The organism is Mycobacterium europaeum, assembly GCF_034555895.2.
GTDB lineage: Bacteria > Actinomycetota > Actinomycetes > Mycobacteriales > Mycobacteriaceae > Mycobacterium > Mycobacterium europaeum.
The window spans coordinates 2,838,021-2,861,524 of record NZ_CP157315.1; the positions used below are offsets into that span (position 1 = coordinate 2,838,021).

24 protein-coding genes and 1 pseudogene are annotated in these 23,504 nt (G+C 68.2%); 12 read left to right on the forward strand and 13 right to left on the reverse strand.

The genetic code is table 11. The features are described 5' to 3' along the window. The first annotated feature begins 30 nt into the window (after positions 1–30). Together macS and U8D42_RS12555 are read left to right on the forward strand one after the other, a co-directional pair. Positions 31–1,191 (forward strand): MacS family sensor histidine kinase, encoded by a 1,161-nt coding sequence (gene macS, locus U8D42_RS12550; protein ID WP_085240102.1) that lies wholly within the window; start codon positions 31–33, stop codon positions 1,189–1,191. Continuing rightward, positions 1,181–1,846: a response regulator gene (locus tag U8D42_RS12555; RefSeq protein WP_085240101.1), complete on the forward strand. Its 666-nt coding sequence runs from the start codon at positions 1,181–1,183 to the stop codon at positions 1,844–1,846. Before macS ends, U8D42_RS12555 begins: the two co-directional genes overlap by 11 nt. Before the next feature lie 48 nt (positions 1,847–1,894). Here the strand turns inward: U8D42_RS12555 and U8D42_RS12560 are convergent, their stop codons facing one another. The 4 genes from U8D42_RS12560 to U8D42_RS12575 form a co-directional block, all read right to left on the reverse strand. After that, entirely contained in the window at positions 1,895–3,211 is a 1,317-nt protein-coding gene (locus U8D42_RS12560; RefSeq protein WP_431523850.1) for an acyltransferase family protein, read from the reverse strand. A 159-nt stretch (positions 3,212–3,370) separates the two neighbouring features. Beyond that, positions 3,371–3,661 carry a YiaA/YiaB family inner membrane protein gene (locus tag U8D42_RS12565; protein ID WP_085240099.1) on the reverse strand — a complete coding sequence of 97 codons (291 nt, stop codon included), beginning with the start codon at positions 3,659–3,661 and terminating at the stop codon, positions 3,371–3,373. A 137-nt stretch (positions 3,662–3,798) separates the two neighbouring features. Then, a complete protein-coding gene (locus U8D42_RS12570) occupies positions 3,799–4,602 on the reverse strand; it encodes an IclR family transcriptional regulator (RefSeq protein ID WP_090423117.1) in 804 nt (267 codons plus the stop codon). Positions 4,603–4,643: 41 nt separating this feature from the next. Continuing rightward, positions 4,644–5,735, reverse strand: a complete 1,092-nt coding sequence (locus U8D42_RS12575) for a permease (protein WP_322861554.1) — start codon at positions 5,733–5,735, stop codon at positions 4,644–4,646. 97 nt (positions 5,736–5,832) lie between these two features. Here U8D42_RS12575 and U8D42_RS12580 point away from each other — a divergent pair, with 97 nt between their 5' ends. After that, positions 5,833–6,651, forward strand: a complete 819-nt coding sequence (locus U8D42_RS12580) for an SGNH/GDSL hydrolase family protein (RefSeq protein ID WP_322861553.1) — start codon at positions 5,833–5,835, stop codon at positions 6,649–6,651. A gap of 36 nt (positions 6,652–6,687) precedes the next feature. Further along, entirely contained in the window at positions 6,688–7,353 is a 666-nt protein-coding gene (locus U8D42_RS12585; RefSeq protein WP_085240096.1) for a DedA family protein, read from the forward strand. Between the two features lie 10 nt (positions 7,354–7,363). On the opposite strand, the gene U8D42_RS12590 is transcribed toward U8D42_RS12585, so the two are convergent. Next, entirely contained in the window at positions 7,364–7,984 is a 621-nt protein-coding gene (locus tag U8D42_RS12590; RefSeq protein ID WP_085240095.1) for a TetR/AcrR family transcriptional regulator, read from the reverse strand. Between the two features lie 155 nt (positions 7,985–8,139). Between U8D42_RS12590 and U8D42_RS12595 the strand changes: the two genes are divergently transcribed. Further along, a complete protein-coding gene (locus U8D42_RS12595) occupies positions 8,140–8,577 on the forward strand; it encodes an anti-sigma factor antagonist (protein ID WP_208859458.1) in 438 nt (145 codons plus the stop codon). Between the two features lie 239 nt (positions 8,578–8,816). Further along, a pseudogene (locus U8D42_RS12600) lies at positions 8,817–8,980 on the forward strand (carboxylate--amine ligase); the annotation flags it as partial. Between the two features lie 29 nt (positions 8,981–9,009). On the opposite strand, the gene U8D42_RS12605 reads toward U8D42_RS12600, so the two are convergent. The 3 genes from U8D42_RS12605 to U8D42_RS12615 all read right to left on the reverse strand — a co-directional run bounded on the left by U8D42_RS12605 (position 9,010) and on the right by U8D42_RS12615 (position 11,598). Continuing rightward, positions 9,010–9,795, reverse strand: a complete 786-nt coding sequence (locus U8D42_RS12605; protein WP_322861552.1) for a sulfite exporter TauE/SafE family protein — start codon at positions 9,793–9,795, stop codon at positions 9,010–9,012. A 64-nt stretch (positions 9,796–9,859) separates the two neighbouring features. Then, on the reverse strand, positions 9,860–10,792 hold the full coding sequence (locus U8D42_RS12610; RefSeq protein WP_322861551.1) for a catalase family peroxidase: 933 nt from the start codon (positions 10,790–10,792) through the stop codon (positions 9,860–9,862). Positions 10,793–10,809: 17 nt separating this feature from the next. After that, positions 10,810–11,598 (reverse strand): SDR family NAD(P)-dependent oxidoreductase, encoded by a 789-nt coding sequence (locus tag U8D42_RS12615; RefSeq protein WP_090423113.1) that lies wholly within the window; start codon positions 11,596–11,598, stop codon positions 10,810–10,812. Positions 11,599–11,825: 227 nt separating this feature from the next. On the opposite strand from U8D42_RS12615, the gene U8D42_RS12620 reads away from it, so the two are divergent. The 3 genes from U8D42_RS12620 (at position 11,826) to U8D42_RS12630 (ending at position 14,914) form a co-directional block, all read left to right on the forward strand. Continuing rightward, complete coding sequence (locus U8D42_RS12620) at positions 11,826–12,419, forward strand: hypothetical protein (protein WP_244275444.1); 594 nt, start codon at positions 11,826–11,828, stop codon at positions 12,417–12,419. Between the two features lie 147 nt (positions 12,420–12,566). Then, the gene (locus tag U8D42_RS12625) at positions 12,567–14,126 is read left to right on the forward strand and encodes a long-chain-fatty-acid--CoA ligase (RefSeq protein WP_322861550.1); all 1,560 of its coding nucleotides are present in this window, start codon (positions 12,567–12,569) and stop codon (positions 14,124–14,126) included. 8 nt (positions 14,127–14,134) lie between these two features. Next, complete coding sequence (locus U8D42_RS12630) at positions 14,135–14,914, forward strand: MBL fold metallo-hydrolase (protein WP_322861583.1); 780 nt, start codon at positions 14,135–14,137, stop codon at positions 14,912–14,914. Here the strand turns inward: U8D42_RS12630 and U8D42_RS12635 are convergent, their stop codons facing one another. Both U8D42_RS12635 and U8D42_RS12640 read right to left on the reverse strand, forming a co-directional pair. After that, positions 14,915–15,754, reverse strand: coding sequence for an enoyl-CoA hydratase/isomerase family protein (locus U8D42_RS12635; protein WP_322861549.1), 840 nt, complete (start codon positions 15,752–15,754; stop codon positions 14,915–14,917). A 56-nt stretch (positions 15,755–15,810) separates the two neighbouring features. Next, a complete protein-coding gene (locus U8D42_RS12640) occupies positions 15,811–16,104 on the reverse strand; it encodes a hypothetical protein (RefSeq protein WP_322861548.1) in 294 nt (97 codons plus the stop codon). Positions 16,105–16,250: 146 nt separating this feature from the next. Here U8D42_RS12640 and U8D42_RS12645 point away from each other — a divergent pair, with 146 nt between their 5' ends. Further along, positions 16,251–17,231: an Acg family FMN-binding oxidoreductase gene (locus U8D42_RS12645; RefSeq protein WP_322861547.1), complete on the forward strand. Its 981-nt coding sequence runs from the start codon at positions 16,251–16,253 to the stop codon at positions 17,229–17,231. A 25-nt stretch (positions 17,232–17,256) separates the two neighbouring features. On the opposite strand, the gene U8D42_RS12650 is transcribed toward U8D42_RS12645, so the two are convergent. Beyond that, the gene (locus U8D42_RS12650) at positions 17,257–18,732 is read right to left on the reverse strand and encodes a hypothetical protein (RefSeq protein WP_322861546.1); all 1,476 of its coding nucleotides are present in this window, start codon (positions 18,730–18,732) and stop codon (positions 17,257–17,259) included. Between the two features lie 133 nt (positions 18,733–18,865). Next, positions 18,866–19,633: a class II glutamine amidotransferase gene (locus U8D42_RS12655; protein ID WP_348636951.1), complete on the reverse strand. Its 768-nt coding sequence runs from the start codon at positions 19,631–19,633 to the stop codon at positions 18,866–18,868. Between the two features lie 47 nt (positions 19,634–19,680). On the opposite strand from U8D42_RS12655, the gene U8D42_RS12660 reads away from it, so the two are divergent. Beyond that, positions 19,681–20,229 carry a hemerythrin domain-containing protein gene (locus U8D42_RS12660; RefSeq protein ID WP_322861544.1) on the forward strand — a complete coding sequence of 183 codons (549 nt, stop codon included), beginning with the start codon at positions 19,681–19,683 and terminating at the stop codon, positions 20,227–20,229. Between the two features lie 265 nt (positions 20,230–20,494). Here U8D42_RS12660 and U8D42_RS12665 read toward each other — a convergent pair whose 3' ends face one another. Beyond that, positions 20,495–21,157 carry a TetR/AcrR family transcriptional regulator gene (locus tag U8D42_RS12665; RefSeq protein WP_322861543.1) on the reverse strand — a complete coding sequence of 221 codons (663 nt, stop codon included), beginning with the start codon at positions 21,155–21,157 and terminating at the stop codon, positions 20,495–20,497. Between the two features lie 572 nt (positions 21,158–21,729). Between U8D42_RS12665 and U8D42_RS12670 the strand changes: the two genes are divergently transcribed. Next, positions 21,730–23,490: a serine/threonine-protein kinase gene (locus U8D42_RS12670; RefSeq protein ID WP_322861542.1), complete on the forward strand. Its 1,761-nt coding sequence runs from the start codon at positions 21,730–21,732 to the stop codon at positions 23,488–23,490. The last annotated feature ends 14 nt before the right edge of the window (positions 23,491–23,504 follow it).

Here is a 23,504-nt window from a genome sequence, read left to right on the forward strand (position 1 = left end):
ATCTTCCCTCCCGCAACCCGGCCCACACTTATGCTGACCTCGATGGCGAAAAGCGACCCCGATCCGACCACGCCGTTATGGCGTGCGGCGCAGGTGTTCCGGCTGCTGAGCTGCGTCTACGCCACCGGCTTTCAGATCGCCATCAACCCGGATCTGCGTCGGCCCGCGCTGGGCTGGGCGCTGTTCGCGGTGCTCATCGGCTGGAGCGCGGCGTGCGCGCTGGCGTACCTGCGCGGGTTCGGCCGCCGACCGGCGTGGGTGCTCGCCGAGATCGTGATCGCCGTGCTGCTGATGGCGTCGAACACCATCGTCACCACCCCACACTGGGCGTCCGAGAACCAGACCTGGCCGACCACGCTGTGGGCCAGCAACCCGACGATCTCGGCCGCCATCCTGTTCGGCCCCGCCGGCGGCATGCTCACGGGCCTGGTGGTGATGGCCACCAATTTCGGGGTCAAGAACTATTTCGCCCTCAACCTGGGGCACAACGCCACCGTCATCATCGAGCTGGCGATCGGCATGGCGATCGGCATGGCCGCCCAAACCGCGCGGCGCGCCCACGACGAACTCCAGCGGGCGGCCCGGTTGACGGCCGCGGTGCAGGAACGGGAACGCCTGTCCCGCCAAGTCCATGACGGTGCCATCCAGGTGCTGGCGCTGGTGGCCAAGAAGGGCCACGAAATCGGCGGTGCCACCGCGGAACTCGCCGAACTGGCCAGCGAGCAGGAACGCGCGCTGCGGCGGTGGCTGGCCGCCACGGACGTCGACCAGGACACCGACGGCGCCACCATCGACCTGCGCACCCTGCTGCGCAGCCGGGAATCCGACCTGGTGTCGCTGAGCCTGCCCGCCACGCCGGTGCCCTTGGGTCGCCGGGTGGGCACCGAACTGAACGCGGCGGTGGGCAATGCGCTGGACAACGTGGCCGCGCATGCCGGCCCCGGCGCGCACGCGTTCGTGCTCGTCGAAGACCTGGGCGATTCCGTGGTGGTCAGCATCCGTGACGACGGTGTGGGAATCGCCGCCGGCCGGCTCGAGGAGGCCGCCGGCCAGGGGCGCCTCGGCATCTCCCAATCGATCGTGGGGCGGCTGGCTTCGCTGGGCGGCACGGCCCGCCTGCGCAGTGAGCCCGGAGAAGGCACCGAGTGGGAGTTGTGCCTGCCACGCGGAAAGGCACACCATGGCCGGTGACACCCCCACGACGACGGTGATGGTCGTCGACGACCATCCCATCTGGCGCGATGCCGTCGCCCGCGACCTGGCCGAAGACGGCTTCACCGTGGTCGCCACCGCCGACAGTGTCGCCGCCGCCCGGCGGCGGGCGGCCGTGGTCAAGCCAGACGTGGTGGTGATGGATATGCAGTTGCCCGACGGCGACGGCGCGGAAGCGACCGCGGGGGTGCTCGCGGTCTCCCCGTCGTCGCGGGTGCTGGTGCTCTCGGCCTCCGACGAGCGAGACGATGTGCTGGAAGCCGTGAAGGCCGGCGCCACTGGGTATCTGGTCAAGAGCGCCTCCAAATCGGAACTGGCGCAGGCCGTGACGGCGACAGCTGAGGGCCGCGCCGTGTTCACCCCGAGCCTGGCCGGGCTGGTGTTGGGGGAATATCGGCGTATCGCACAGGGCAACGACGACGGTCCCGCCCGGCCCAGCCTCACCGAACGCGAGACCGAGGTGTTGCGGTATGTGGCAAAGGGGCTGTCCGCCAAGCAGATTGCGCAGAGACTGTCCCTGAGCCACCGCACGGTCGAGAATCACGTGCAGGCGACCTTCCGCAAACTCCAGGTCGGCAACCGGGTGGAGCTGGCCCGCTACGCCATCGAGCACGGCCTCGACGAAGAACCGTGACCCGCGGGGCGGCCGGCCGACCGCCCCGCGGGTCAACGAAGCCTCCACCTACGAGCGCGCCGTGGTGAGGTGCTTTGCCGGCGCGGCGGCCAGCACCCGGGCGCCGACCAGCGCGGTCACCATCACGGCCATGCACACCAGGCCGTCGTCTTTGAGCCCCCACCTGATCGCGGCGAGGATGGCCACGCCCGCCACGCACAGCAGGGCACCGATGGCCGCTCCGCGCCCGCGCGAGGTCACCGTGGGGGCGCCGTCCCAGCCGGCCAGCGGGTTGTTCTCCAGCGGCCGCAGCGCGACGAAGAGCGCTGCGACGGCGACGACCACGACGAGCAGCTGCGCGAGGCTGACGGCGAGGAAGTCCTGCGCGCCCGGATAACGGGGGCAGCCGAGGTAGTCGAAGGCCAGGTGCACGCCCAGCAGCACGGGCATGTGCCACAGGTACAAGGTCATGGCCCCGGAGTTGCCGATCGCCGTCCACCACCACACCCGCGGTCGCCGGGCCCAGCGTGCGATCGCCGGCGCGGCGGCGATCGCCAAGGCGCTCAGGATGATTGCGTGCCCGGCCAGCAGCAGCGACGGCGGGCTGGTGTTGGAGAGCTGGTGATCACCGGTGCCCACCATGCTGATCTGGTACGGGCCCCAGTGCACCAGGGCGACGTCGACGGCGAAGAAGGCGGCCGCGACCGCCAGCGCGGCGCGCCCGGTGAGCAGCCGGCGGCGATAGGCGATGCCGAACATGGCGGGGATGAGCCAGACGGCCAGGTTGAGGTAGCCCAGGGGCATCATGGCCGGCCAGTGCAACCGGACGGCGTCGATCGCCGCGATGGTCCCGTAGACACCGGCCACGGCCGCGGCGAGACGCCCCGCGGTGGTGATGCGGTACAGCACCGGCATGGCGGCCAGCACCAGCACGTAGGCGCCCAGGAACCACAGCAGCTGCGTGCTGACGCCGGCCACCGGCTCGTAGATATGTTGCGGCAGAGCGTGATACAGCATCGTCAGCGCCACCGCCCAGAACGCCAGGTAGTAGAACACGGGCCGGAACAGTCGCGTGCAGCGTTTCATCAGCCAGTCACCCCAGTTGGTGCCGACGGACCACGAGGACAGGCAGGCCGCGGCGCCGGCGAAGAAGAACAGGGGCATGATCTGCAGGATCCAGGTCGCCGCCTGGAACACCGCCGAGGTGGTCAGCAGGTTGTCCCAGATCAGGACGTGGTTGCGGATGATGCTGATGGCCATCACGGTGTGGCCGAGCACGACACCGATCAGCGACGTGATGCGGATGACGTCCAGGACACGATCGCGGTCAGCCGGAGTGGCCGCCGCGACTTGGGCGACGTCCGGGAATCTGGTGAGAGCTGCCATGGGAATGTTCCGATCCTTTCGTGAAACCTATTGTCGAAGCAGGGAATTGGGTGGCGCTGCGGTCCGGAGGTGCTGTGGCGGGTGCCATGGATGAAGCATCGCCGATCGCGCGGGGCCGGCACCCGCGCAGTTCTACGCGTCGGGCCTGCGTAGCACTACTCAGTTCGCGGCATTGAGCGGGTCGTAGTCGGCCAGCAGTTTCTCGATCCGGGCCTCGTCGAGTCGCACACGCACCGTGGCGGCTTCCTGTTGGTCGCGAATCACCTTGGCCAAGGTGAACGCGCTCGACACCAAGAACAGGAACGTGATGCCGAGGAAGGATCGCTGCCACAGGTCGAGCGGAAGCAGGTAGATGCCGCCCAGCGCGGTCACGAAGCTGATCGCGAACGCGACAGCCGCTTGAACGAAGAAGGCAGCGGTGGTTTTGGACATGCTATCGGGAACGGTCATGCCAATCAGCCTGCGGCAGGCCGCTACTCGCCGGAATCCGTAAGACTACTCAATTGCGGTGTGCGCCGAACGGAACCCACGGTGGCCGGCCGACTGCGACCGGAAGGCCCGCGCGGACGCGGCATCGCTCGGGCACCTCAGCCCAGCTGATCACCAATGTCCTTGGCGGCCTTGACAAGCGCGGCCGCCACCGCGCCATATCCGGAGCTGTCCAGCCGGTTTTGGGGCGCGGCGGCGTTGAGCGCGAGCCGCAAACCCGGGGCCCGTGTGGGTATGGGGACCGCGACCGAGGCCACGCCCTCCTCGCTCTCCTCGCGATTGATCGCGTACCCGCGCTCGCGGATGGCGGCGAGCTCGGCCTCCAGCTCGGTGCGGGTACCGATCGAGGACGGCGTGATGCGTTCCAGCCGCTCGTGCGGCAGCAGCTGGCGCAGCTCCGGTTCGGGCAGCTGCGCCAGCATGACCTTGCCCGTCGAGGTGCAATGCGCGGGCAGGGTGCGGCCCAACCGGGACGCCACCCGGACCGCCGCCGGGCCCTCCACCGCGGCGACAAAGCGGACGCCGGCGCCGTCGAGCATCCCGACGTGAACGGTTTCGCGCAGCTGTTCGCTCAGGCGTCGCATGATCGGCATGGCGGTCCGCTGGATGTCGACGCGGCCGAAGATCGCGAACGCCACCCCGGTCAACGACGGCCCCGGCAGATAGGCCTTTGACACCGGGTCTTGCCGGACGAACCCGCGGTAGGCCAGCATCGCCAGCAGCCGGTGCGCGGTGGACGACGCCACGCCGAGGTAGCGGGTCGCCTCGCTCAACCGGATCTCGGGTCGTTCGCCCAACAGCAGCAACAGCTTGAGGGCGTTGTCGACGGACTCGATCGGGTACTGGGGCGCAAGCGAGTCGGCGGCGGGCACCTCGGCGTCCCGGTCACGCTTCCTCGGCATGACAGTGAACGTACCGAAGGACCACCCGCGCGGGTCGCGACTCACAGCAAGCTGAGGACGCCCGCCCCGAGCAGTCCCGCCGCGATCACCACGGCCGTCGTGGTTGCGACGGCGCGCCAGCCGAAGCTGCGGGCGACCATGGCGGCACCCGGAGCGCTCACCGCAGGGAGGGTGATCAGCAGCGCGCCGATCGTCCCCGACGACGCGCCCAGCAGGGCCAGCCCCTGCAGGATCGGAATCTCCCCCGCCGTCGGGATGACCATCAGCGTCCCGGCGACCGCGACGACCAGCACCAGCACAAGGCCCGGGAGCAGTCCGTGGTGCGCCGGCTGGCCCAAGCTGAGCAGCCAGCCCCGCAGCGCCCCCGCGAGCAGCACCAGCACGGCGTACTCGGGCAGCAGGAACAGGCACAGAGACAGCAGGGCCCGCACGAACCTGCGCGCCCGCCCCGCGGGCTCGTCGTCGTCAGCCGCCGCGACCGTTCCCGCCGGGATGGGCTCACCGCCGGACCTGCGCGAGACCCATCCCACCGAAGCCGCGACGCCGAGCACCGTGGCGACCCCGACGACCATCCTGGTCAGCGTCCATTGCCAGGGCGCGACGAAGAACAGGAACACCAGCACCGCCGGGTTGAGCAACGGGTTCGCCAGCCAGTAGGCGACGGCCGCCGCGGGCGAGATGCCGTTGCGCCGCAAGGTGACGGCGACCGGCGCGGTGCAACACGCGCACATCATCGACGGCATGCCCGCAAGCCCGCCGGCCAGCCCGCTGGAGACCGCCCCTCGACGGTTCAACGCGCGCGGCAGCCATGACCGGGGCAGCAACGCCTGCACCGAGGCGCTGATCAGCAGCGCCACGATCAGCGCCGGCCAGATCGACGACACGTACGCGTGGAAGAACGTCGCGGCGGCGTGCCAAGTCGGGCGGTCCCCGGCGTGCACGCCACCTGCGGTGAGGATGCTCGATCCGGACCAGTGGCGGCTCCGGTGAGCGGCGGCGGCCTTCGCCGCGTAGGGCGCCCACTTGGCCCACAGCAACCCCGCCGCGGACACGGCCAGGGCGACGAAGACACCGAACGCGACGCTCGCCCGACGACCGATGCGAATCCCGTTGCCCTTCAAAGGCATAGCCATGCTCAACGACGCTAGTCCACCGGCCGCGGTTCTGAGCAGGAGAGTGGGTGGCCATGCTTCCCACACCGGGGCGGCTATGGCTATTATTCTCGGCTTCGTGCGCGGGGCTATTCCGTTCGGGTATCGCCGTTACGTCGCCATCGGGGACAGCCAGACCGAGGGCCTGTGGGACGGCGACGACGTCGTGGGCCTCCTGGGATTCGCCGACCGGCTCGCCGTCATGCTCGATTCGCTCTATCCGGGCCTGCACTACGCCAACCTGGCGATCCGCGGCAAGCGGATCGCCGACGTCCTGTACGAGCAGGTCCCGCAGGCGCTGGCGATGCGGCCGGACCTGATCACCGTGTGCGCCGGGATGAACGACGTCATTCAGCCGGGCCGCTCGTTCGGCCCCGCCCTGGCCGACCTGGAGTACGTCTACGCCGCGCTGGCCAGGTCCGGTGCGACGGTGGTGACGACGACCTTCCCGAACGTCGCGCAGTTCCTCCCGCTCGGGCGGCTGGTGTCGGGGCGTCTGACCCGCATCAACGCCGCGATCACGGCGGCCGCCGACCGCTACGGGTTCGGGCTGGTCGACCTGTACAACGCGCCGTCGATGCGCGAGCTGGACACCTGGGCCGTCGACCGGGTACACGCCTCCAGCAAGGGGCACATGCTGTTCGCCGCCGCGGCCGCCGAGGCCCTGAATCTGCCTGGAAGCAACCATGATTGGGCCCACGCCAGCCCCGGCGCCAGGAGGCGGTCGCTCAGTAGCGGCGCTTACGAGCAGCTGCGGTGGACGCAGGACAGCTTCTTCCCGTGGATCTGGCGGCGGCTGCGCGGCATGTCCTCGGCCGACGGCCGGGAACCCAAACGGCCGCGACTGGAGAGCCTCAGCGCGCCGAGCAGACCGGCCGGCGCGAACCGGAGGGTTTAGGGCGCGTTCCGCCGGGCGGTCAGGCATCCTGGACGCATGGATGTGGAGGTTTTGCTGCACGCGATCCCGCCGCTCGCGGTCTACCTGGTGGTCGGCGGTGTGGTCGGGCTGGAGAGCCTGGGCATCCCCCTCCCCGGAGAGATCATCCTGGTCAGCGCCGCGCTGATGTCGTCGCACGACGACCTGCCGGTCAACCCCGTCGGTGTCGGGGTCGCGGCGGTGATCGGCGCCGTCATCGGCGACTCGATCGGCTACGCGATCGGTCGCCGGTTCGGCATGCCGCTCTTCGACCGCCTGGGCCGGCGGTTCCCCAAACATTTCGGTCCCGGACACGTCGCGTTGGCCGAAAAGTTGTTCAACCGCTGGGGAGTTCGGGCGGTCTTCTTCGGCCGCTTCATCGCGCTGCTGCGGATCTTCGCCGGGCCGCTGGCCGGAGCGTTGAAGATGCATTACCCGCGCTTCCTGGTGGCCAACGTCTCGGGCGCCATCTGCTGGGCCGGCGGCACCACCGCACTGGTGTATTTCGCCGGGATGGCCGCGGAGCGCTGGATGGAGCGGTTCTCCTGGATCGCGCTCGTCATCGCCATCGTCTTCGGTCTGATCGCCGCCTTCGCACTGCGCGAGCGCACGTCGCGGGCCATCGCCGAACTCGAGGCCGAGCACTACCGCAAGGCCGGCAGCACCGCGGCCGACGCCGCGTGACCGCCGGCGGCTAGCTGGCCGCCTCGCCGACGTCCTCCGGCGCGACCGGCCGGTGCTCTTCGATCAGGGCGACCGCCATCCTGCGGGCACGCAACGCCGCATCCGAATCACCCACGGCCGCCAGCACGATGGCGCCCTTCATCAGGATGTGCCACGACGAGGCGAAGTCCTCGACGTCGGCCAGCCCCGCCGCGACGGCGCGGTGACGCAGGATGTCGCGGACGTGCTCGATGTGGGTGATGCAGGCCTGTCCGGCGGGGGATTCGGGTCCGAGCTCGAGCAGCACGTTGATGAACGAGCAGCCTTCGTAGCCGTCGCGCAGCTGGATCCACTCGTGCATGACGTCGAAGATCGCCAGCAACTGTTCCTCGGGCGTCTCGCCGCGCTGCCGGGACTGTTCGTCGATCAGCCCGTGCGTCCACAATTCCTCGCGCCGCTGCAGCACGGCCAGCACCAGGTCGTTCTTGGTGGCGAAGTGGCGGTACAGCGTGGCCTTTGCGACCCCGGCCCGCTCGATCACTTCTTCGGTGCCGACAGCACGGACCCCGCGCCGGCTGAACAGGTCATATGCCGAGGTCAAGATGCGCTCGCGAGCCGACGCGGCGGGCCTTCCGAGGTCGGAAGCTGTCATAACAACCCACAACATACTCTTAGCCGGGACAGGTAGACAGACCGACCTGTCTTGTTATAGAAATGAGATTCGCACTTCCGCGAAGAGTCTGTCTTCAGAGGGCAGGACGGGCATCCATCGCAGCGTCGTAGACGCCGGTCGATTAGGAGTCCACGATGTGCTCGGCCATTGCAGAACCTATGACAACTACCCACTTGATGCTGAGCACGAAGCTGGTGTACGAGCTGGGCGATCCGAACAGCACGCTGCGCGCGACGGCCGATCGCAGCGGCCCGGCGGTGCTGGTCTACGCGGGCGGGGAGATCGACGCCTGCAATGAGCACACCTGGCGCCAGCTGGTCTCCGAGGTGGCCGGCATCGTCATCGCTCCCGGCCCCCTGGTGATCGACGTGACCGGCCTCGAGTTCATGGGCTGCTGCGCCTTCGCGGTGCTGACCGACGAGGCGAAGCGCTGCAAGGAGCGCGGCATCGAATTGCGGCTGGTGAGCTGCGAGCCGATCGTCGCCCGCATCGTCGACGCGTGCGGCCTGTCCGGGCTGCTGCCGATCTACCCGACGGCCGATTCCGCCCTGGCGTCCGCGGCCCGTTGGTGACGGGGCGTCCCGGCCGCTGATCGCCGTCCCCCGGCCGGATGAGCGACCCGCCCACCTTCGGCGCGAAGGAGGAATTCCTCCTCGTCGACCCGCGCACCGGTGAACCGGCTCCGCGAAACTGGAGCTGAGCAGCTGCCAGGTGGAAACGACTTCCAGCGTCGTGGCAACCAGCTCCGGGCTCGGCGAGGGACTGGCGCGGAGCCGTGCCGGCGCGCGAGCAGCTGGGCGCGCTCGTGCGGCGGGTGCGGCCGGCGCTGGAGTCGCTCGGTGAATATGACCGCGTCGCAGCCGAACTCGACCGCGTCGCCGAGCAGGGCAACGGGGCGATGCGCCAGCTGCGGGCGTGGCGCAGACGGGTGAGGCGGTGGACGTGATCGAGGAGGCGGCCGCTGCCACGCTGAGCTGGAACCCTTTGGGCCCCAGCCTTTTCCGTCACGCGACGGCGACCAGTCGATACAACCCGATCAGGCCGACCACCACGATGGTGGCGCGTAGCGCGTTGCCCGACAACCGGCGCCCGTAGCGGGCCCCGACCACTCCCCCGACCAGCGAGCCGGCCGCGATCAGCCCCGCGGCCGGCCAGCTGATCCGGTCGAAGGCCACCCACGTATAGGCCACCGCCGCAACCACATTCACCACCAGTGTCATGAGGTTCTTGGCAGCGTTCATCCGCTGCACCGATTCCGGCAGCAGCGCACCCATCACGCCGACCAGCAGGATGCCCTGCGCCGCGGTGAAGTAGCCGCCGTAGACGCCCACGGCGAACGTGCCGAGCACCAGGACGGCCATCCGGGCGGGCGTGACGTGCTCGGCCGAACGGCCCGCCGCCTCGGCCCGCCGGCTCGTCCAGGCCTGGATCCGCGGCCCGGCGACCACCAGCGTCAGCGCCAGGACCAACAGCACCGGCACCACCTCGGCGAAGACCTTTTCCGGCAGATGCAGCAGCAGGAACGCGCCCAGCACCGCGCCGGCCAGTGACGCCGGGATCTGCCAGCGCAGCCGGTCCCACTGGCCACGCAACTCGGCGCGGTAGCCCCAGGTGCCCGACACGCTGCCGGCGACCAGACCGATCGCGTTGGACATGGTGGCCGTGACCGGCGGGAAGCCGAGGGCGACCAGCGTGGGGAACGTGATCAGGGTGCCGGACCCAACGAGCGCGTTGATGGCGCCGGCGCCGAACCCGGCCAAACAGATCAGAAGCATGTGGGAAGGCGACACTGAAGAAAAACCCTAGCCTGCCGCCGGTTTCGGCTCGCGGGCGACCGGCGGGGCGAGGTTGTCGTCAGGCGGGTGGCGCTTGGGCCCCGCGGTCGACGCCGGTGCGGAGCTTCACCGACGCCGAATACGCGAGCGTGCGGAAGCGCAGGACCGGATCGTCGGAGGGCTCGATGCCGTCGGTCACCCGCATCGGGTCGAACACCACGATGTCGCCGCCATGCTCGCGCTCGGTCTCCAGGCCGGTGATCTCCAGGGTGCCGACGGTCGCGATCTGCGTGCTCTGCCAGGGCGCCGACGGGTCGACCGTCGAGTCGGTGGGCCCGCCGATCTGCACCCGATAGTTGAATCGCACCGGCCCGCCCTGCAGGCGCGCGTTCAGCTCGTCGGTGAGAAAGTCCGGACCCTCGCTCCGGGCGGCCGACGCCGACAGGTAGTTCTCGGTGGCGGCCGGAACCATGTGGTAGCGAACGAATCTGGCGCTGCCGTCGGCGGCGACCCAGCGGAACGCGTGCAAGCCGTGGTACTCGGTGGTGGCATAGCTGGCCGGGATCCTGTTCGCGTCCCGCAGCACCGGCAGCGCGCCGAGCAGCCGGGGATGGGTCAGCAAGTGGGTGGCCATGCGCAGCGGTGTGGTCAGGCCGGGCCGCATCGCCTTGAGCAGATCGACGAATCCGTCCGGTGTGCTCGAGGCGAACAGTCGTGCGGTCTGGGCGGACACGTCGGTGGTGGAGCCGTCGGGCAGCGTGAACTTCACCGCCATGCCGCGGATCCCCGGCACGTTGTCGCGCTGCTTGGGGTTGCCGGCTCCGTTGGAGAAGCGAATCAGCGCCGGGATCGTCGAACCGTCGAGATGCTTTGCGCGCGTGAGCATCACCGCATCGGGTGTCGCGGTGAACGTGCCGCGGTAGAGCGTGCCCTTGGCGTGCAGCGCGCGGCAGCCCGGCTGCGCACCGCCGGTGCCCCGAATCGCCTCGATCGCCTCGTCGGGAGTGACCATGCGCGAATCTTAAGGCGCTAGGAGGGAAAGCCGAAGAGTTTGACGACACCGTGGTCGCGGCCGGCGGTGTAGCCGCCGTCGACGGCGATGGCCTGGCCGCTGACGAAGGAGGCGTCGGGCGACAGCAGGAACGCCGCCATGGCCGCGACCTCCTCCGGCCGGCCCAGCCGCTGCAGGGCGTGCTCGGCGGTGATCGATTGCAGCGGGCCCTCCATGCCGGGGAGGCCGAAGACGTTCTGGGCCATTGGCGTGTCGATGAAGCCGGGACAGATGGCGTTGGCCCGGATGCCGCTGGGCCCGTAGTCGAGCGCGATGTTCTTGGTGAGCAGCACGACGCCGCCCTTGGCCGCGTTGTACGAGCTGCCGCCCGCCGTACCCTCCAGGCCCTCGACGCTGGCGACGGTCACCAGCGAACCGCGTTCGCCGTCCACCCGGGGTTGCTCGATCATCCGCGCCAGCGCCGCCTTGGCGACCAGGAACGTGCCGGTGAGGTTGGTTTCGATCACCCGCTGCCATTCGGCCCGGTCGAGCAGATGGACCGGGCCTCCCCCGGCGACGCCGGCCGCGTGCAGGACGCCGTCGAGGCGATCGGGCACGGCGGCCAGCACCGCGGCGACCGCGGCCTCGTCGGTCACGTCCGCGGTCACGAACTCGAACCCGGGCCCGAGGTCGGGCGGGTCGGCCAGGTCGGCGCCGACGACCGTGCCCCCCTCGGCCAACAGGCGCCTCGCGGTCGCCAGGCCGATTCCGGATGCGGCGCCCGTCACGACGAACGTGCGTGAGCGGGCACGGTCAGGGTTCACCACGCTTGGTCCCCTCTGCTGAAGGATCGTGTCAGGCCGCAGACATGTTGACACACCGCACCGCTCGCACGTGGGCAAACTCTGCGATGGCGCCGGAGACGGTCAGTTTGATAGCAGAGAGCTATCGGCAAATAGCGGCCCGGTCTTGAACAGCGCCCGTCCGCGGGGACATGGTGAAAGCCAGCGGGCGCATCACCCCCTTCGCCCAGGGCCGGATTAGGAGCCAACACATGTTTACGTCGACACCCGAGCCGCTACGTCCGCGGCGGGTCGCCCCCGTCGCGGTGATCGTGGCCACCGCCGTCGCGGCGGCCATCGTCGTGATCGGAACCACCACCTCGCCGCCCTCGGTGCGGCTCACCTCGGGCGAGCCGATCGCCATCGCCCAGGGCGTCTCGATCGTTCCCGCGCCCGGCTGGACACTCGGCCACCGCGGGCCGAATTGGGTGGCGCTCAGCAACGCCGACCGCAGCGCGCAGATGCGGGTCACCGTCAAACTGGCCGGCGGAACGGATGTGGTGGCCGTCCTGCAAGCGGACAAAGATCAGTTCGCCAGCACCGCATCGGCCGTCCTGGGCAACGTGCGGGAAGTCAGCGAGCCGCGCACCAGGACGCTGCCGGGGCCGAAGTTCCAGCAGGAGGCCTCCATCGACTACACCGCCGACGTGCTGGCACCCGAGGGCGCGATCCCCGTCATCGGCACCTTCACCGAACTGCTGAACACCTCGACTCAGCAGTCGGCGTTCGTCGATTACCGTCAGGACAACAACGCGACCCCCCAAGCCGCAGGCGATGGCGGCATGATGATCCGGTCGATGGAATGAGCGCGCTGCGGCTCGGCTTTGCGTGGGTATCCAGGGCTTTGCGTGTGAGTCCACGGAGGGAAAATCGCCTAGCTCCCACCCTCAGTGCACACTCAACGGCCCCAGTGCACACTCAAGAGGAACAAACTCACCTACCTGGGGGAATCAATGCCACCAGCCGACACCGCGGCGAACACGACCGAGACACTGGCCGGGTTCGTCGATCGGCACGCACAGCAGCGGCCCGACGCCGTGGCCATTCGCTACGGCGAACAGCAGTGGTCCTGGGCTGACTGGGCCGCGCGGATCCGCCGCGCGGCCGGCGCGCTGCGCGCCGCCGGGGTCCAGCGGGGGCAGTGCGTGGCGTTCCTGGACAAGAACCACCCCGCCTGCCTCGAGGTCCTCTTCGCCGCCGCGTCGATCGGGGCGGTGACGACCATCGTCAACTGGCGCGTCATCGGCGACGAACTCGTGCACGTGCTCGACGACAGCGGGGCGCGGCTGCTCTTCGTCGGCGCCGAGCTGCAGTCGGCGGCCGAGGCGGCCGCCGCACGGGTGCCGGGCGTGCAGCGCATCGTCGCGGTGGGTGACGAGTACGAATCCCTGCTCGCCGCGGCGGCGCCCACCGAGGGCGACGCGGGCGTCGACGAGGGCGAGACCGCGCTGGTGATCTACAGCTCCGGCACCACGGGGCGACCCAAGGGCGTGCTGCTGAGCCAGCGCGCGCTGGTCAACCACGCCGCCAACCTGGCGCCCGCCTTCCCGTTCGACGACGAGGACGCCAACCTGGTGGCCATGCCCCTGTTCCACGTCGGCGGAATCGGCTACGCGCTCTTCGGAATTCGCGCGGGGGTGCCGACGATCATGACCCGCGAGCCCGACGCTGCCGCCCTGATCGGCGCGGTGCGGGCCGGCGCGACCCACGCGTTCTTCGTCCCACCGGTGATCGCCCGGTTCCTCGACGCCGGCGAGGCGGCGCATGCCACGGTCGCGGGCTTGCGCTACATCGTGTACGGGGCGGCGCCCATGCCGCTGCCGCTGCTGCACCGGGCGCTGTCCACCTGGCCTGAGACCCGATTCGTTCAGGTGTACGGGCAGACGGAACTGTGCGGCGCGGTCACCGCGCTCAGCGACGCCGATCACCGCGACTCCGCCCGTCCGCACCTGCAGCTGGCAGCCGGAAAGGCGGTGCTGGGCACCGAGATTCGTGTGGTCGATCCCGAAACGGGCGTCGAGGTCGCCGCCGGGGAGCCCGGCGAGATCTGGGTGCGCAGCAACCAGAACATGAGCGGCTATCTGAACCGGCCGGAGGCGACGGCCGAGACGATCACCGGCGACGACTGGGTGCGCACGGGCGACGTGGGGCGCCTGGACGCCGACGGCTACGTCTACATCGAGGACCGGCTGAAGGACATGATCATCACCGGCGGGGAGAACGTGTACGGCCCCGAGGTGGAGAGCGTGCTCATCGAGCATCCCGCCGTCGCCGACGCCGCGGTGATCGGGGTGCCCGACGACTTCTGGGGGGAATCGGTCAAGGCGATCGTGGTGCCCTCGGGTGAGGTCGACGCCAACGACGTCATCGCGTTCTGCCGCCGGCACCTCGCCGGCTACAAATGCCCGCGAACGGTGGAGTTCGTGGAGTCACTGCCCCGTAACGCGAGCGGCAAGATCCTCAAAACCGAGCTGCGCCAACCATATTGGCGTGGCCGGACACGAGCGGTATGACCGCGCCGGTGGACGCGCGCCGGCGCGAATGCGCGATCAGCGTGCTGGGCGGCCCGACCACGGTGGTCGACATCGCGGGCCACCGGCTGGTGATCGATCCGACGTTCGACCCGCCCGGCGTGCACTCCTACCTGACCAAGCTGACCGGGCCCGCGGTGAGCGCCGAGGCGCTGGGCCGGGTGGACGCGGTGTTGATCAGCCACGACCAGCATCCCGACAACCTCGACGACGCCGGCCGCCGGATGGCCCTGGCCGCCCCCTTGGTGCTCACCCACCCCGGGGCCGCGGGCCGGCTGGGCCCGCCGGCGGTGGGGGTGGCGCCCTGGCAGACGTACGAACTGTCCGGATCGCTTGACGTGCAAGCCGTTCCGGCGGTGCATGGCCCGGCCGACGGGCAGCGCGACGAAAGCGGCCACGTCAACTGCGAGGTGACCGGCTTCGTGCTGTCCGGGCCCGGCCTGCCCACCGTCTATCTCAGCGGCGACAACGCCTCGATGGCGGCGGTCAAGGACGTGACCGACCGGGCGGGCGTCATCGACGTCGCGGTGTTGTTCGCGGGGGCGGCCAGCGTGCCGGTCAAAGAGCGCGGGCGACCGCTCACCCTGACCGCGGCCCGCGCGGCGGCCGCCGCCGAGATCCTGGGCGCCCGGGTGGTGATCCCGGCCCACGTCGACGGCTGGGCCCACTTCAGCGAGGGCGTCGACGAGTTCGCGGCGGCGTTCGATCGGGCCGGGATCAGCGACCGGCTCCGGGTCGCTCCCCGAGGCGAGTGGCTCGACCTGTGGTGATCACAACCGCCCGTCGACCCGCAGGTCCGGGTGCACCCAGTCGGGCGAGCGGCGCTCCTTGAACGCGCGGAAGCCCTCGCGCGCCTCGGCGTCACTGAGGCTGCTGGTCATGCCGATGCGGTCGTAGAGGCCCAGATAGCTGTCGATGCTGGACTTGATGACGCCGCGGGCGCGCGGCGCGGTGCGGCAGCATTGCGCAAGCAGGTCTTTCGCCTCGGCGAGCAGGTCGTCGTGCGCGACCACGCGGGTGACCAGGCCCCAGTCCAGCGCTTCGGCCGCGGTGAGCACCCGTCCGGTGAACATCAGGTCGCGGGTGCGCACCGGCCCGATGACACGGGTGAGCATCTGGCTGTAATAGGTGTCGGCGTAGCCGCGGAACAGCTCGGGCACGCGGAAGGTCGCCCGCTCGCTGACCACGGCCAGGTCGCTGCACAGCGCGATCTGGAATCCGCCGCCCTGGCACAGTCCGTTGACCGCGGAGACGACGGGTTTCGCGGAGGTGCGGACCGCGTCGAACGGGGTGACGTCCATGCCCAGCGCGCCGCCGAAGGTGATCCAGTTGTCCGTGGCTCCCCCGCCGCCCATGTCGCCGCCGGGCGCGAAGACGTCTCCGGTCCCGGTGAGCAGCAGCCCGGCCAGTTCCCTGTCCTCGTTGACACGGCCCACGGCGTAACGGATTCCGAAGTACATCGCGGGTGTCAATGCGTTGCGCGCCTCGGGCCGGTCGATGGTGCACACCGCGATCGATCCCTGGCGCTCGAAGGTCAGATAGGGGGTGCCGAGCCAATCGCCCTCCGGCGGTCGGGGCGTGCTCTGCGATGTCGTCGGTGTCTGCGCCACGGGACTCCTCGTGCGTCGGTCGCTACTGTCGCTCTTACAGTAGCGGCGGCAGCCGGTCAGACATACGGCAGCGTCGCCGTGGCGCTGGTGGCGGATGCGTCGTCGAGCAACGTCGCGAGTGCGCTCTGCAGCGTGGCCGTGGCTTGTGCCACCGGCTTCTCGCAGTATCTGCAGGTCGTCTTGAACTGCGGCTGGTCGCCTTCGTCCGGCCAGAACCGGCGCGGCCCCGCCTGGGCGCCGGGGTCGTAGGCGACCGCCTGATGGGGGGCGTCCTTGAGCAGCCTGCCCACCGGATGACCCTGCGGGCATTCGAGTTTCAGGATGCCGATGCCCTCTTGGTTTCCTACCATCGCCACCGTCCTTACCGGGATTGGTTGCACACCGATTGTCACCCGCCGGTCCGTCCCGGGGGTTTCATTGCAAAATCTGGAGCACTCGACCGACAAGCGGCTCGGGAAGTGGGATGCTCGGTGTCAGGCGAAGAATTGAGGTCGATATGCCAGCCGCCATGGCGGACACCGAACTCGTTGAGGACGCGGTGCGGTCAGCATGCCGCGCGCCGTCCCTGCATAACAGCCAACCCTGGCTGTGGACGGCCGGCCGCGGTCAGCTGCAGCTCTTTCTCGATTCAAGCCGGGCGATGGTCTCCGACCGGTCCGGCCGGGAGGCGCTGATCAGCTGTGGCGCGGCGCTCGACCACCTTCGAGTGGCGCTCGCCGCAGCGGGGCGGCAAGCCCGGATCTCCCGCCTCCCCGATCCGAAGGATCCCAACCATCTGGCGTCCGTCGACTTCACCTCGGTGGGGAGCGTCACCGACGCCGAGCGGCGGCGCGCCGGCGCGATCTGGGCACGCCGAACCGACCGATTGCCATTCATCGCACCGATGAACTTCGAAGCGCTCGAGCAGTCCCTGCGTGGTGCCATCGACAACGATGCCGTGCATCTGGACGTGATGGCCAACGACGTACGCGACAGGCTGGCGCGGGCGTCGTGGATGGCCGAGTCGCTGCGCCTGTATGACACCGCGTACCACAATGAGCTGCATTGGTGGACAACGCCGTTCGAGGGAGCAGAGGGCGTTCCGTACAGCGCTCTGGTCTCGCCGGCCGAGAGCGAGCGCGTCGACATCGCGCGGACGTTCCCGATGACGCATAACCGGGAACGGCGCACCGAAATCCCCGAAGACGAGTCGACAATTGTGATGCTGTCCACCGACGGCGACACTCGACTTGACGCGCTGTTGTCCGGCGAAGCGCTCTCGGCGCTGTTACTGGAGTGCACGATGGCGAACCTGGCGACGTGCCCGGTAACTCACGTCACCGAGCTCAAAGTCACGCGCGAGATGATCGCCGAACTCCTGGAAGAGGGCAGGAGGCCGCAGGTTCTGGTGCGGGTGGGCGTGGCGCCCCCGGCGGCCGAACCGCCGAGGTTTACGCCCCGTCGACCGCTCAGCGAGGTTTTGCGGTTCGCAGGTTGAACACGGTCCACCCGATCCACTCCGTTCAGCGCGACGGCCGCGACAGAATGAGGATCGCTTGTTCTGACAGCTCGCGTGCCGCAGCGGTGGTTTCGGCGCAGGCCAGCAATTGCACGCCCCGCCCGGCCTCGATCTCGACCGGGCTCAAAAGGATGACGCCCTGTTCCCGGTTGCCCGGTTTGAAGAGCAGGTCGTCAAGACCACGAACAGCATCGGCGAACGGCCGCGGCGCTTGGCTCTCTCCAATGCGTTGTGCCACTACGAATTTCGTGCGGCTAGGATCCCGGCTCAATCGGTTCACGATGGTCATCGGAATGGAGACACCGCCCCAGCGACCGTTGCACTCAATCCAGTGTAAGTCCGCGGATTCGAAGCTCTGCCCTACCAGTAGCGCGTCGAGACTACATCGGCCAAAGTATCCGACCAGTTGCAAGACCGCCGCCAGACGCATCGCCTCATTGGCCAGTTGGTTTCGCCAGCGCTCCGGAAGCTCCGCTGGCGCTGACCCCACAAAGGTCCCCTCGCTACCTAGCAATTGCTGCTCGAACAGGCCCTCGATGAGAGGCGGGCCATCGTCGATAGTGGGGATCCACAACTGGACGGAAGGACTGCTCAACGCCGGCGCCTCCCATAACCCGACAAGCAGCGGATAAACGTCGTACCAGCCGAGCGCATGCAGGGTGTCGAGAATGTATTCCTTGATGTCCGCCAGCGAAGCCCCAGCCACCTGATTTGCGGCAACACTCACATTCCCGGCCCCACCTGCGCTGTAGGGCACCTTGACTACCACTCGCGCCGCCGATCGGGCGAGCGCGCGAATGCGATTTGCGAGCGCGGCTGGACCATACGCGGCGCACGTTGGAGGCAAGGCATCGTCACCGAGCACCTCGCTGATCAATGTTGCGAACCAAAGCTTGTCGTTGACGCACCGCGTGAGCCGTGGAGGCGGGCTCGCAATGTGAACGGCGACGTTCGCCGCCTCAGCGACGGCTGCGCCGAGTTGCCATGTGCTGCCCATGCCGATATGCGGGAGGATAGTCAGACCGCCCTTGCGCCTCGTCGCTTCCACGATGCGCTCGAACGCCTCAGCATCGAGTCGACAACGCACCGCCAGTGGGCGCAAAGGGTTGCCCTCCCCGGAGGACAAATTGAGGGTGACGACCGGTCCGGTCCCGAGGACATGCGAGCGGTAATTCTCGAAATCGGGGTGGGGCTCACCGCCGAAAGTGACCAGGTCGCCGCGGCGCGCGAGAAGTGAGAGCCGATATTCGTAGGTCGGGGCCTTTTGCGGTGTGGAAAGGCCGATTTCTCGCGTGTCACCGATGACCAGCCACGGGCCCGCCGCCATACCCGGCCGCACACGGTCTCCAAACGCACTGGTCGCCGCCAGCGCCGCATCCTTCGCGGCTGTCTTCTGCGCTACCACCTGGACATGACGCAACTCGCGCTCGTCCAGCGTTGCGACGATCCGCGGGACTAACGGAAGCAGCTGCCTGTCCATTGCCGGTCCTGAGACCAAGTACCTGTCCTATTCCCCGCACAGGGTGGGTGACCCGAGTCTACCCGCCGCGATTTGTTCGCATTCTGCTACCGTGTCCGCGCTATGGCGACCGAACGCCTTGGGAGCCAGCAACTTACAGCGGCTCAATGTCAAAGCAGAAATCCTCGGTCACCCGATACACAGAGCGTTCCGGGACCTGGCGCCAATGCTCATGGCTGATCGGTTCGGAGGCGACGACGACCGCTCGGTAGAGCCGGTCGGTGTGATGACGAATATGCGGGAAGCCACAGATTTCGCAATCGTGCACGCCTTCGCGCTGGACATAGTAGAGCGTACGTCCGATGCGGCTGCCGACCATTTGCTCGCCGTCCGTCAGGATGACGTTGAGACCGATCGGTGCGGTCGGCTCAATTTCGCCGCACCACTGTGCGATCTGACGGATCCCTTGGCGTAGCACCTCCAGCAGCGGAAGGTCCGGCGAACGCGCTTGCAGAGTGCGCAGGTAGTGGAAGACATGTTCGCTGTCCGTGTCACCGCGAATCGCGTCGCGTCGCTCCTTTGGCAAGAGCTCAAGCAGCCGGGGGCGCAGTCGGTCAAAGCCGGGAACCGTGCCGTTATGGATGAAAGACCAAGGGCCATCGACGAACGGATGGGTGTTTTCGATCTTCGGAGCACCAACGGTTGCGCGGCGCACGTGGGCGAGCACCTGCTGCGAGAAGATTCGCGAGGCTGCCCGCCGGAAATGCTCTCCTTGATAGGCAGCCCAGGCTTGCCGCTCGACATGCGGACAATGGTCTTCATAGGTCGCAATACCCCAGCCATGTGCGTTCCCTCGGCCGGTCACGTCTTCGCGGCTCTGTACCATCAGGGCGTTTTGCGCATAGACGAGTGTGCACTCCACCTTCGTGGGCTCATTCGCGCGAAAACCATATAGGCGACACATTTCTTGTGATTGCCTTTCCCGAGCACAACTATACTGTCGTCAATGTCGACGAAGTTTGTTCAATGACAAACGCTTGGGGCCCATCGGATCTGGCCGATGCTTTCAAGGAGGACCACGCTGTCCTCGGCCGCGGCCTGCACGAGGTCTCCGAACATCTCAGGGCGGGCGACGATCGGGCGGCCAAGGCCCGTGGCGAGCGCCTCGACCGCGAAGCCGGCGCGCACATCGCCTTCGAGGAGCAATTCTTTTATCCGGCGTTGCGTCGCATGCTCGGCGATGCCGAGGTCGACGATCTTTACGGAGAGCACCGCGAAGGCCTGTCGGTCATCAAGGCCCTCGCGGAATTGCCGGAAGGTGCGGAGCTGAGCGAAACCGACCGTCAGACTCTGCTGCACGCCTCGGAGTCGACCGAGGTGCACGTCGCCGAATGCGGCGAATTGTTCGGCGTCATGGGCCGCATTCCGCTCGAAGAGCAAAAGGCGCTTTATCGAGAACTTGTCGCCTTGCGGGAGAGGGCGCCGCGCTGGACCGAGTTCGCTGCCGCCAGGGAATAACAAAGCCTGAACCAGGCGCCCCGACGCCGGCACGAGCGCACGGCTCGCGAGTGGCGCGTTATCTCACTACTCAACTTGTCACCTGCCAGAAACCGTATGTGACTTGCGCGCGTGTGATACGTGATGTATCGACACAATTGTGGCACACCGCACGATCCCGGACTGCCCGACGCGGTACATGGGTGTCTTCACCGAGCTGACGACACGGCCACAAGAGCTCAGAGCGCTTCGAAATCCGGTGTGCGAGCGGCGAATTTGTAGCCGGCTATCGGTTTCGTTTCTTCCCGGGTCGCGGCAACGGCACCTCCGGGTCGATGCGGACGCCGCGGTCGCGGAGGTGATGGTCGATAATCAGCCAAGCGTGAAGCACAAGCCGATCGACCAGTGCCTTGCGGGACTCGGTCCGGCGGTTCAGCCAAGCCAGAATCCCCGCGTCGACAAGCCCGCTGAGCTCGACGACGATGGCGAGGGCAGCGTCGGGATCGTCCGCGAAATGCGGAAAATAGCGCGCACCGATCGCGGTGAGTTCGGCGGCGAAGTCGGCCTGATCCGCCTTGTAACGCTGGGAACTCGGCTGGTACCCGCGGCTGACGAGGAATCGATACAGGTTGCGGTTACTGTCCGCCCAGAAGACCTGGCTCTGGATCGGCGCACGGATCACGTCAAGGGGCGTATTGCACAACTCCAGCCGGCGCACGATGTCGGCTTGCAACTCCCGATAGGCGGTGCGCGCCACCTCGAGATCGAGCTCCTCCTTACTGGCAAAGTGTCGATAAACGTTGGGACGAGCCAGCCCGGCGCGCTCGGCGATTTGCTCGGTCAACGCGTCGGGACCGTGCTCGTCGATAACGGCTCGAGCCGCCTCAAGAATTTGCTCGCGCCTCGGGAGCGCGCGGGCCTCCTTGCCGCGCGTAGGTGATGCAGCCACTGGTTAATCCTATCGGCCGAAATATCGATAATGCATATATCGTTTGCGGGGGAGAAGGACGGATGGGATCGGACGCCGCCTCATTGATGTCCAACCCGGCCGAGCTTACCCCAGGACGGCGCCCGTAAAACGCGGTTTCGCACGGTGTCCGCGGGATGCGCGGAGCAATCTGTCGCCCTTGAGCCCCAAGAGGTCGTCACCGGCCATGGCGTGGGCCCGTTCGTATTCGGCTGAGCTCATCACGGATGTCGCCGACGAGGCCCGGGCTGACGACGAACCCGCCGCGGCGAGACGCCGCGCCGCGTTGCCGTCGTCCGATAACGAATCGGCCCCTCGCCCGACTACGCCCGGCGCGGGACGGTTGGATCGTAACCGCGCGAGGGGTCTTGGACGACAGCGGCAACCGGCGACTTGGAGGACCGGCTGCTACGGTGACCTCGGTGACGAAAGCTCCAAGCGCCAAGGTCCTTCTGGCATAGCTGGAACGCACCCGGTCTTGCCGGAAATGGGCCTGTCGGCTGATGTTGTCTCGCCGCTGCCTTCCGGTTTGCGGCTGAGTTGAGGAGTCGGCGATGAACGACGCCGTGCGGGATTCACTCGAGGGGTTGCAATTTGGGCATTATCGCCTGAAAAGGCTCCTGGGCCATGGCGCAACGGGCGAGGTGTATGAGGCCGAGGACACCCTGGAGCAGCGGATTGTTGCACTGAAGCTACTGCCGCTGGTGTTTAGCCACGACCCGGCTTTCTGTGCGCGACTTCAGCGGCAAGTACACGCCGTCAGTCGGCTGCACGCACCGCACATCGTGCCCATCCACCATTGCGGCGAGATCGACGGGCAGCAGTTTTTGGAAATGCGCCTGATCGAGGGCGATGACTTGTCCAGGCTGCTAAGGCGGCCGGAGACGCTGACCGCACCGGGGGCGGTCAGCATTGTGCGCCAGATCGCGTCGGCATTGGATGCGGCCCACGCAGCGGGGGTCATCCATGGCGACGTCAAGCCGGAAAACATTCTGATCGCCCGAAACGATTTCGCGTATCTGACCGACCTGGGCATCACGGACGTCGCCGCCCGCAAGGGGGTAGCCCGGATAGTGGGAAGCGCTATCGGGACCTGGAAATACACAGCGCCCGAGCGATTCAGCGCTCCCAGGGAGAACCACCAGATTGATATTTATGCGTTGACCTGTGTGCTCTATGAGTGCTTGACCGGGTCGCCGCCATACTGTGCCCATACCCCGGGCGCACTGATCAGCGCGCATCTGGCGGAGCCGATCCCGCGGCCCAGCCAGTTGCACCCCGAAATCTCGCCTGCGTTCGACGAAGTGATCGCGCGGGGCATGGCCAAGGACCCGATAGAGCGCTATTCGAGCGCCGGTGATCTGGCGCTAGCCGCATACGACGCACTCGGCGCAGCGGATCAGGCCCTGGTGGCCGAAATCCTGACCCTCAGCGAGCAGGCCGCCGGGCCCGACGCCGAATTGGCAGTGCCGCCTTCTCTTTCCGCGCCCTCCGCCCCTACGGTGCCTACGCCATCTGCAGTGTCCATGTCCGCCACCGGGCCCGCGCCGCACCCGTCAGCTGACCCGCCGTTTCTCAGCGTGGCGGAGTCAGTGACCGAACGGTTGTCAACGGCCGAGTCCACCGGGACGCCGGGGACCCTCCCCAGGTTTGGGCTGGGCGGTACCGAGTGGCCCAGCGAATTCGGCGCGGGCCCGTCAAGTCCGCGTCCGGCCTCGGCAAAACCCCGCAACCCGAGACGACGACTTCTGTTTGGCGCCGCGGCCGTGGTTGCTGTGGTTGTCCTCGGCGGGGTGGCCAGTTGGCTGATTCGTCCGTCGCACCCCGCGTCAACCGTTTCCGGCGCGCACAGCAGCACATCGCCCGCGCCGGTGCCGGCTTCGTCTGACACCGAGATCCAGGCCCGGCTGATCGGCATGCTCCCTCGCGGCTACCCGCCGGGGACATGCAAGCCGATCGCTGCGCCAAGTGCTGCGCTGGCTAAGGTTTCGTGCGGCACGAACTCCGACCCTGACGGCCCTGTGTCGGCGACATACCTGCTGTTCCCGGATGAGAACTCGGCCCGCGCCGCCTTCGATCAAATCGTGCAGGCCGCCACCGTCGTTGAATGCCCAGGGCGAATCCAGTCGCCGGGCCCGTGGCACCGCAACGCCACCCCGGATAAGACCAGCGGAATGCTGGTGTGCGGGACCCAACAAGAAAATCCGATGGTGGCGTGGACCGATGACGCCGAACTGCTGGTCGGCGTCGTCAACGGGCAACCCCAGGGCCCCACCCTCGACCAGCTGTACGCGTGGTGGATGTCCCACTCGTGACGGCCCGGCCGGGA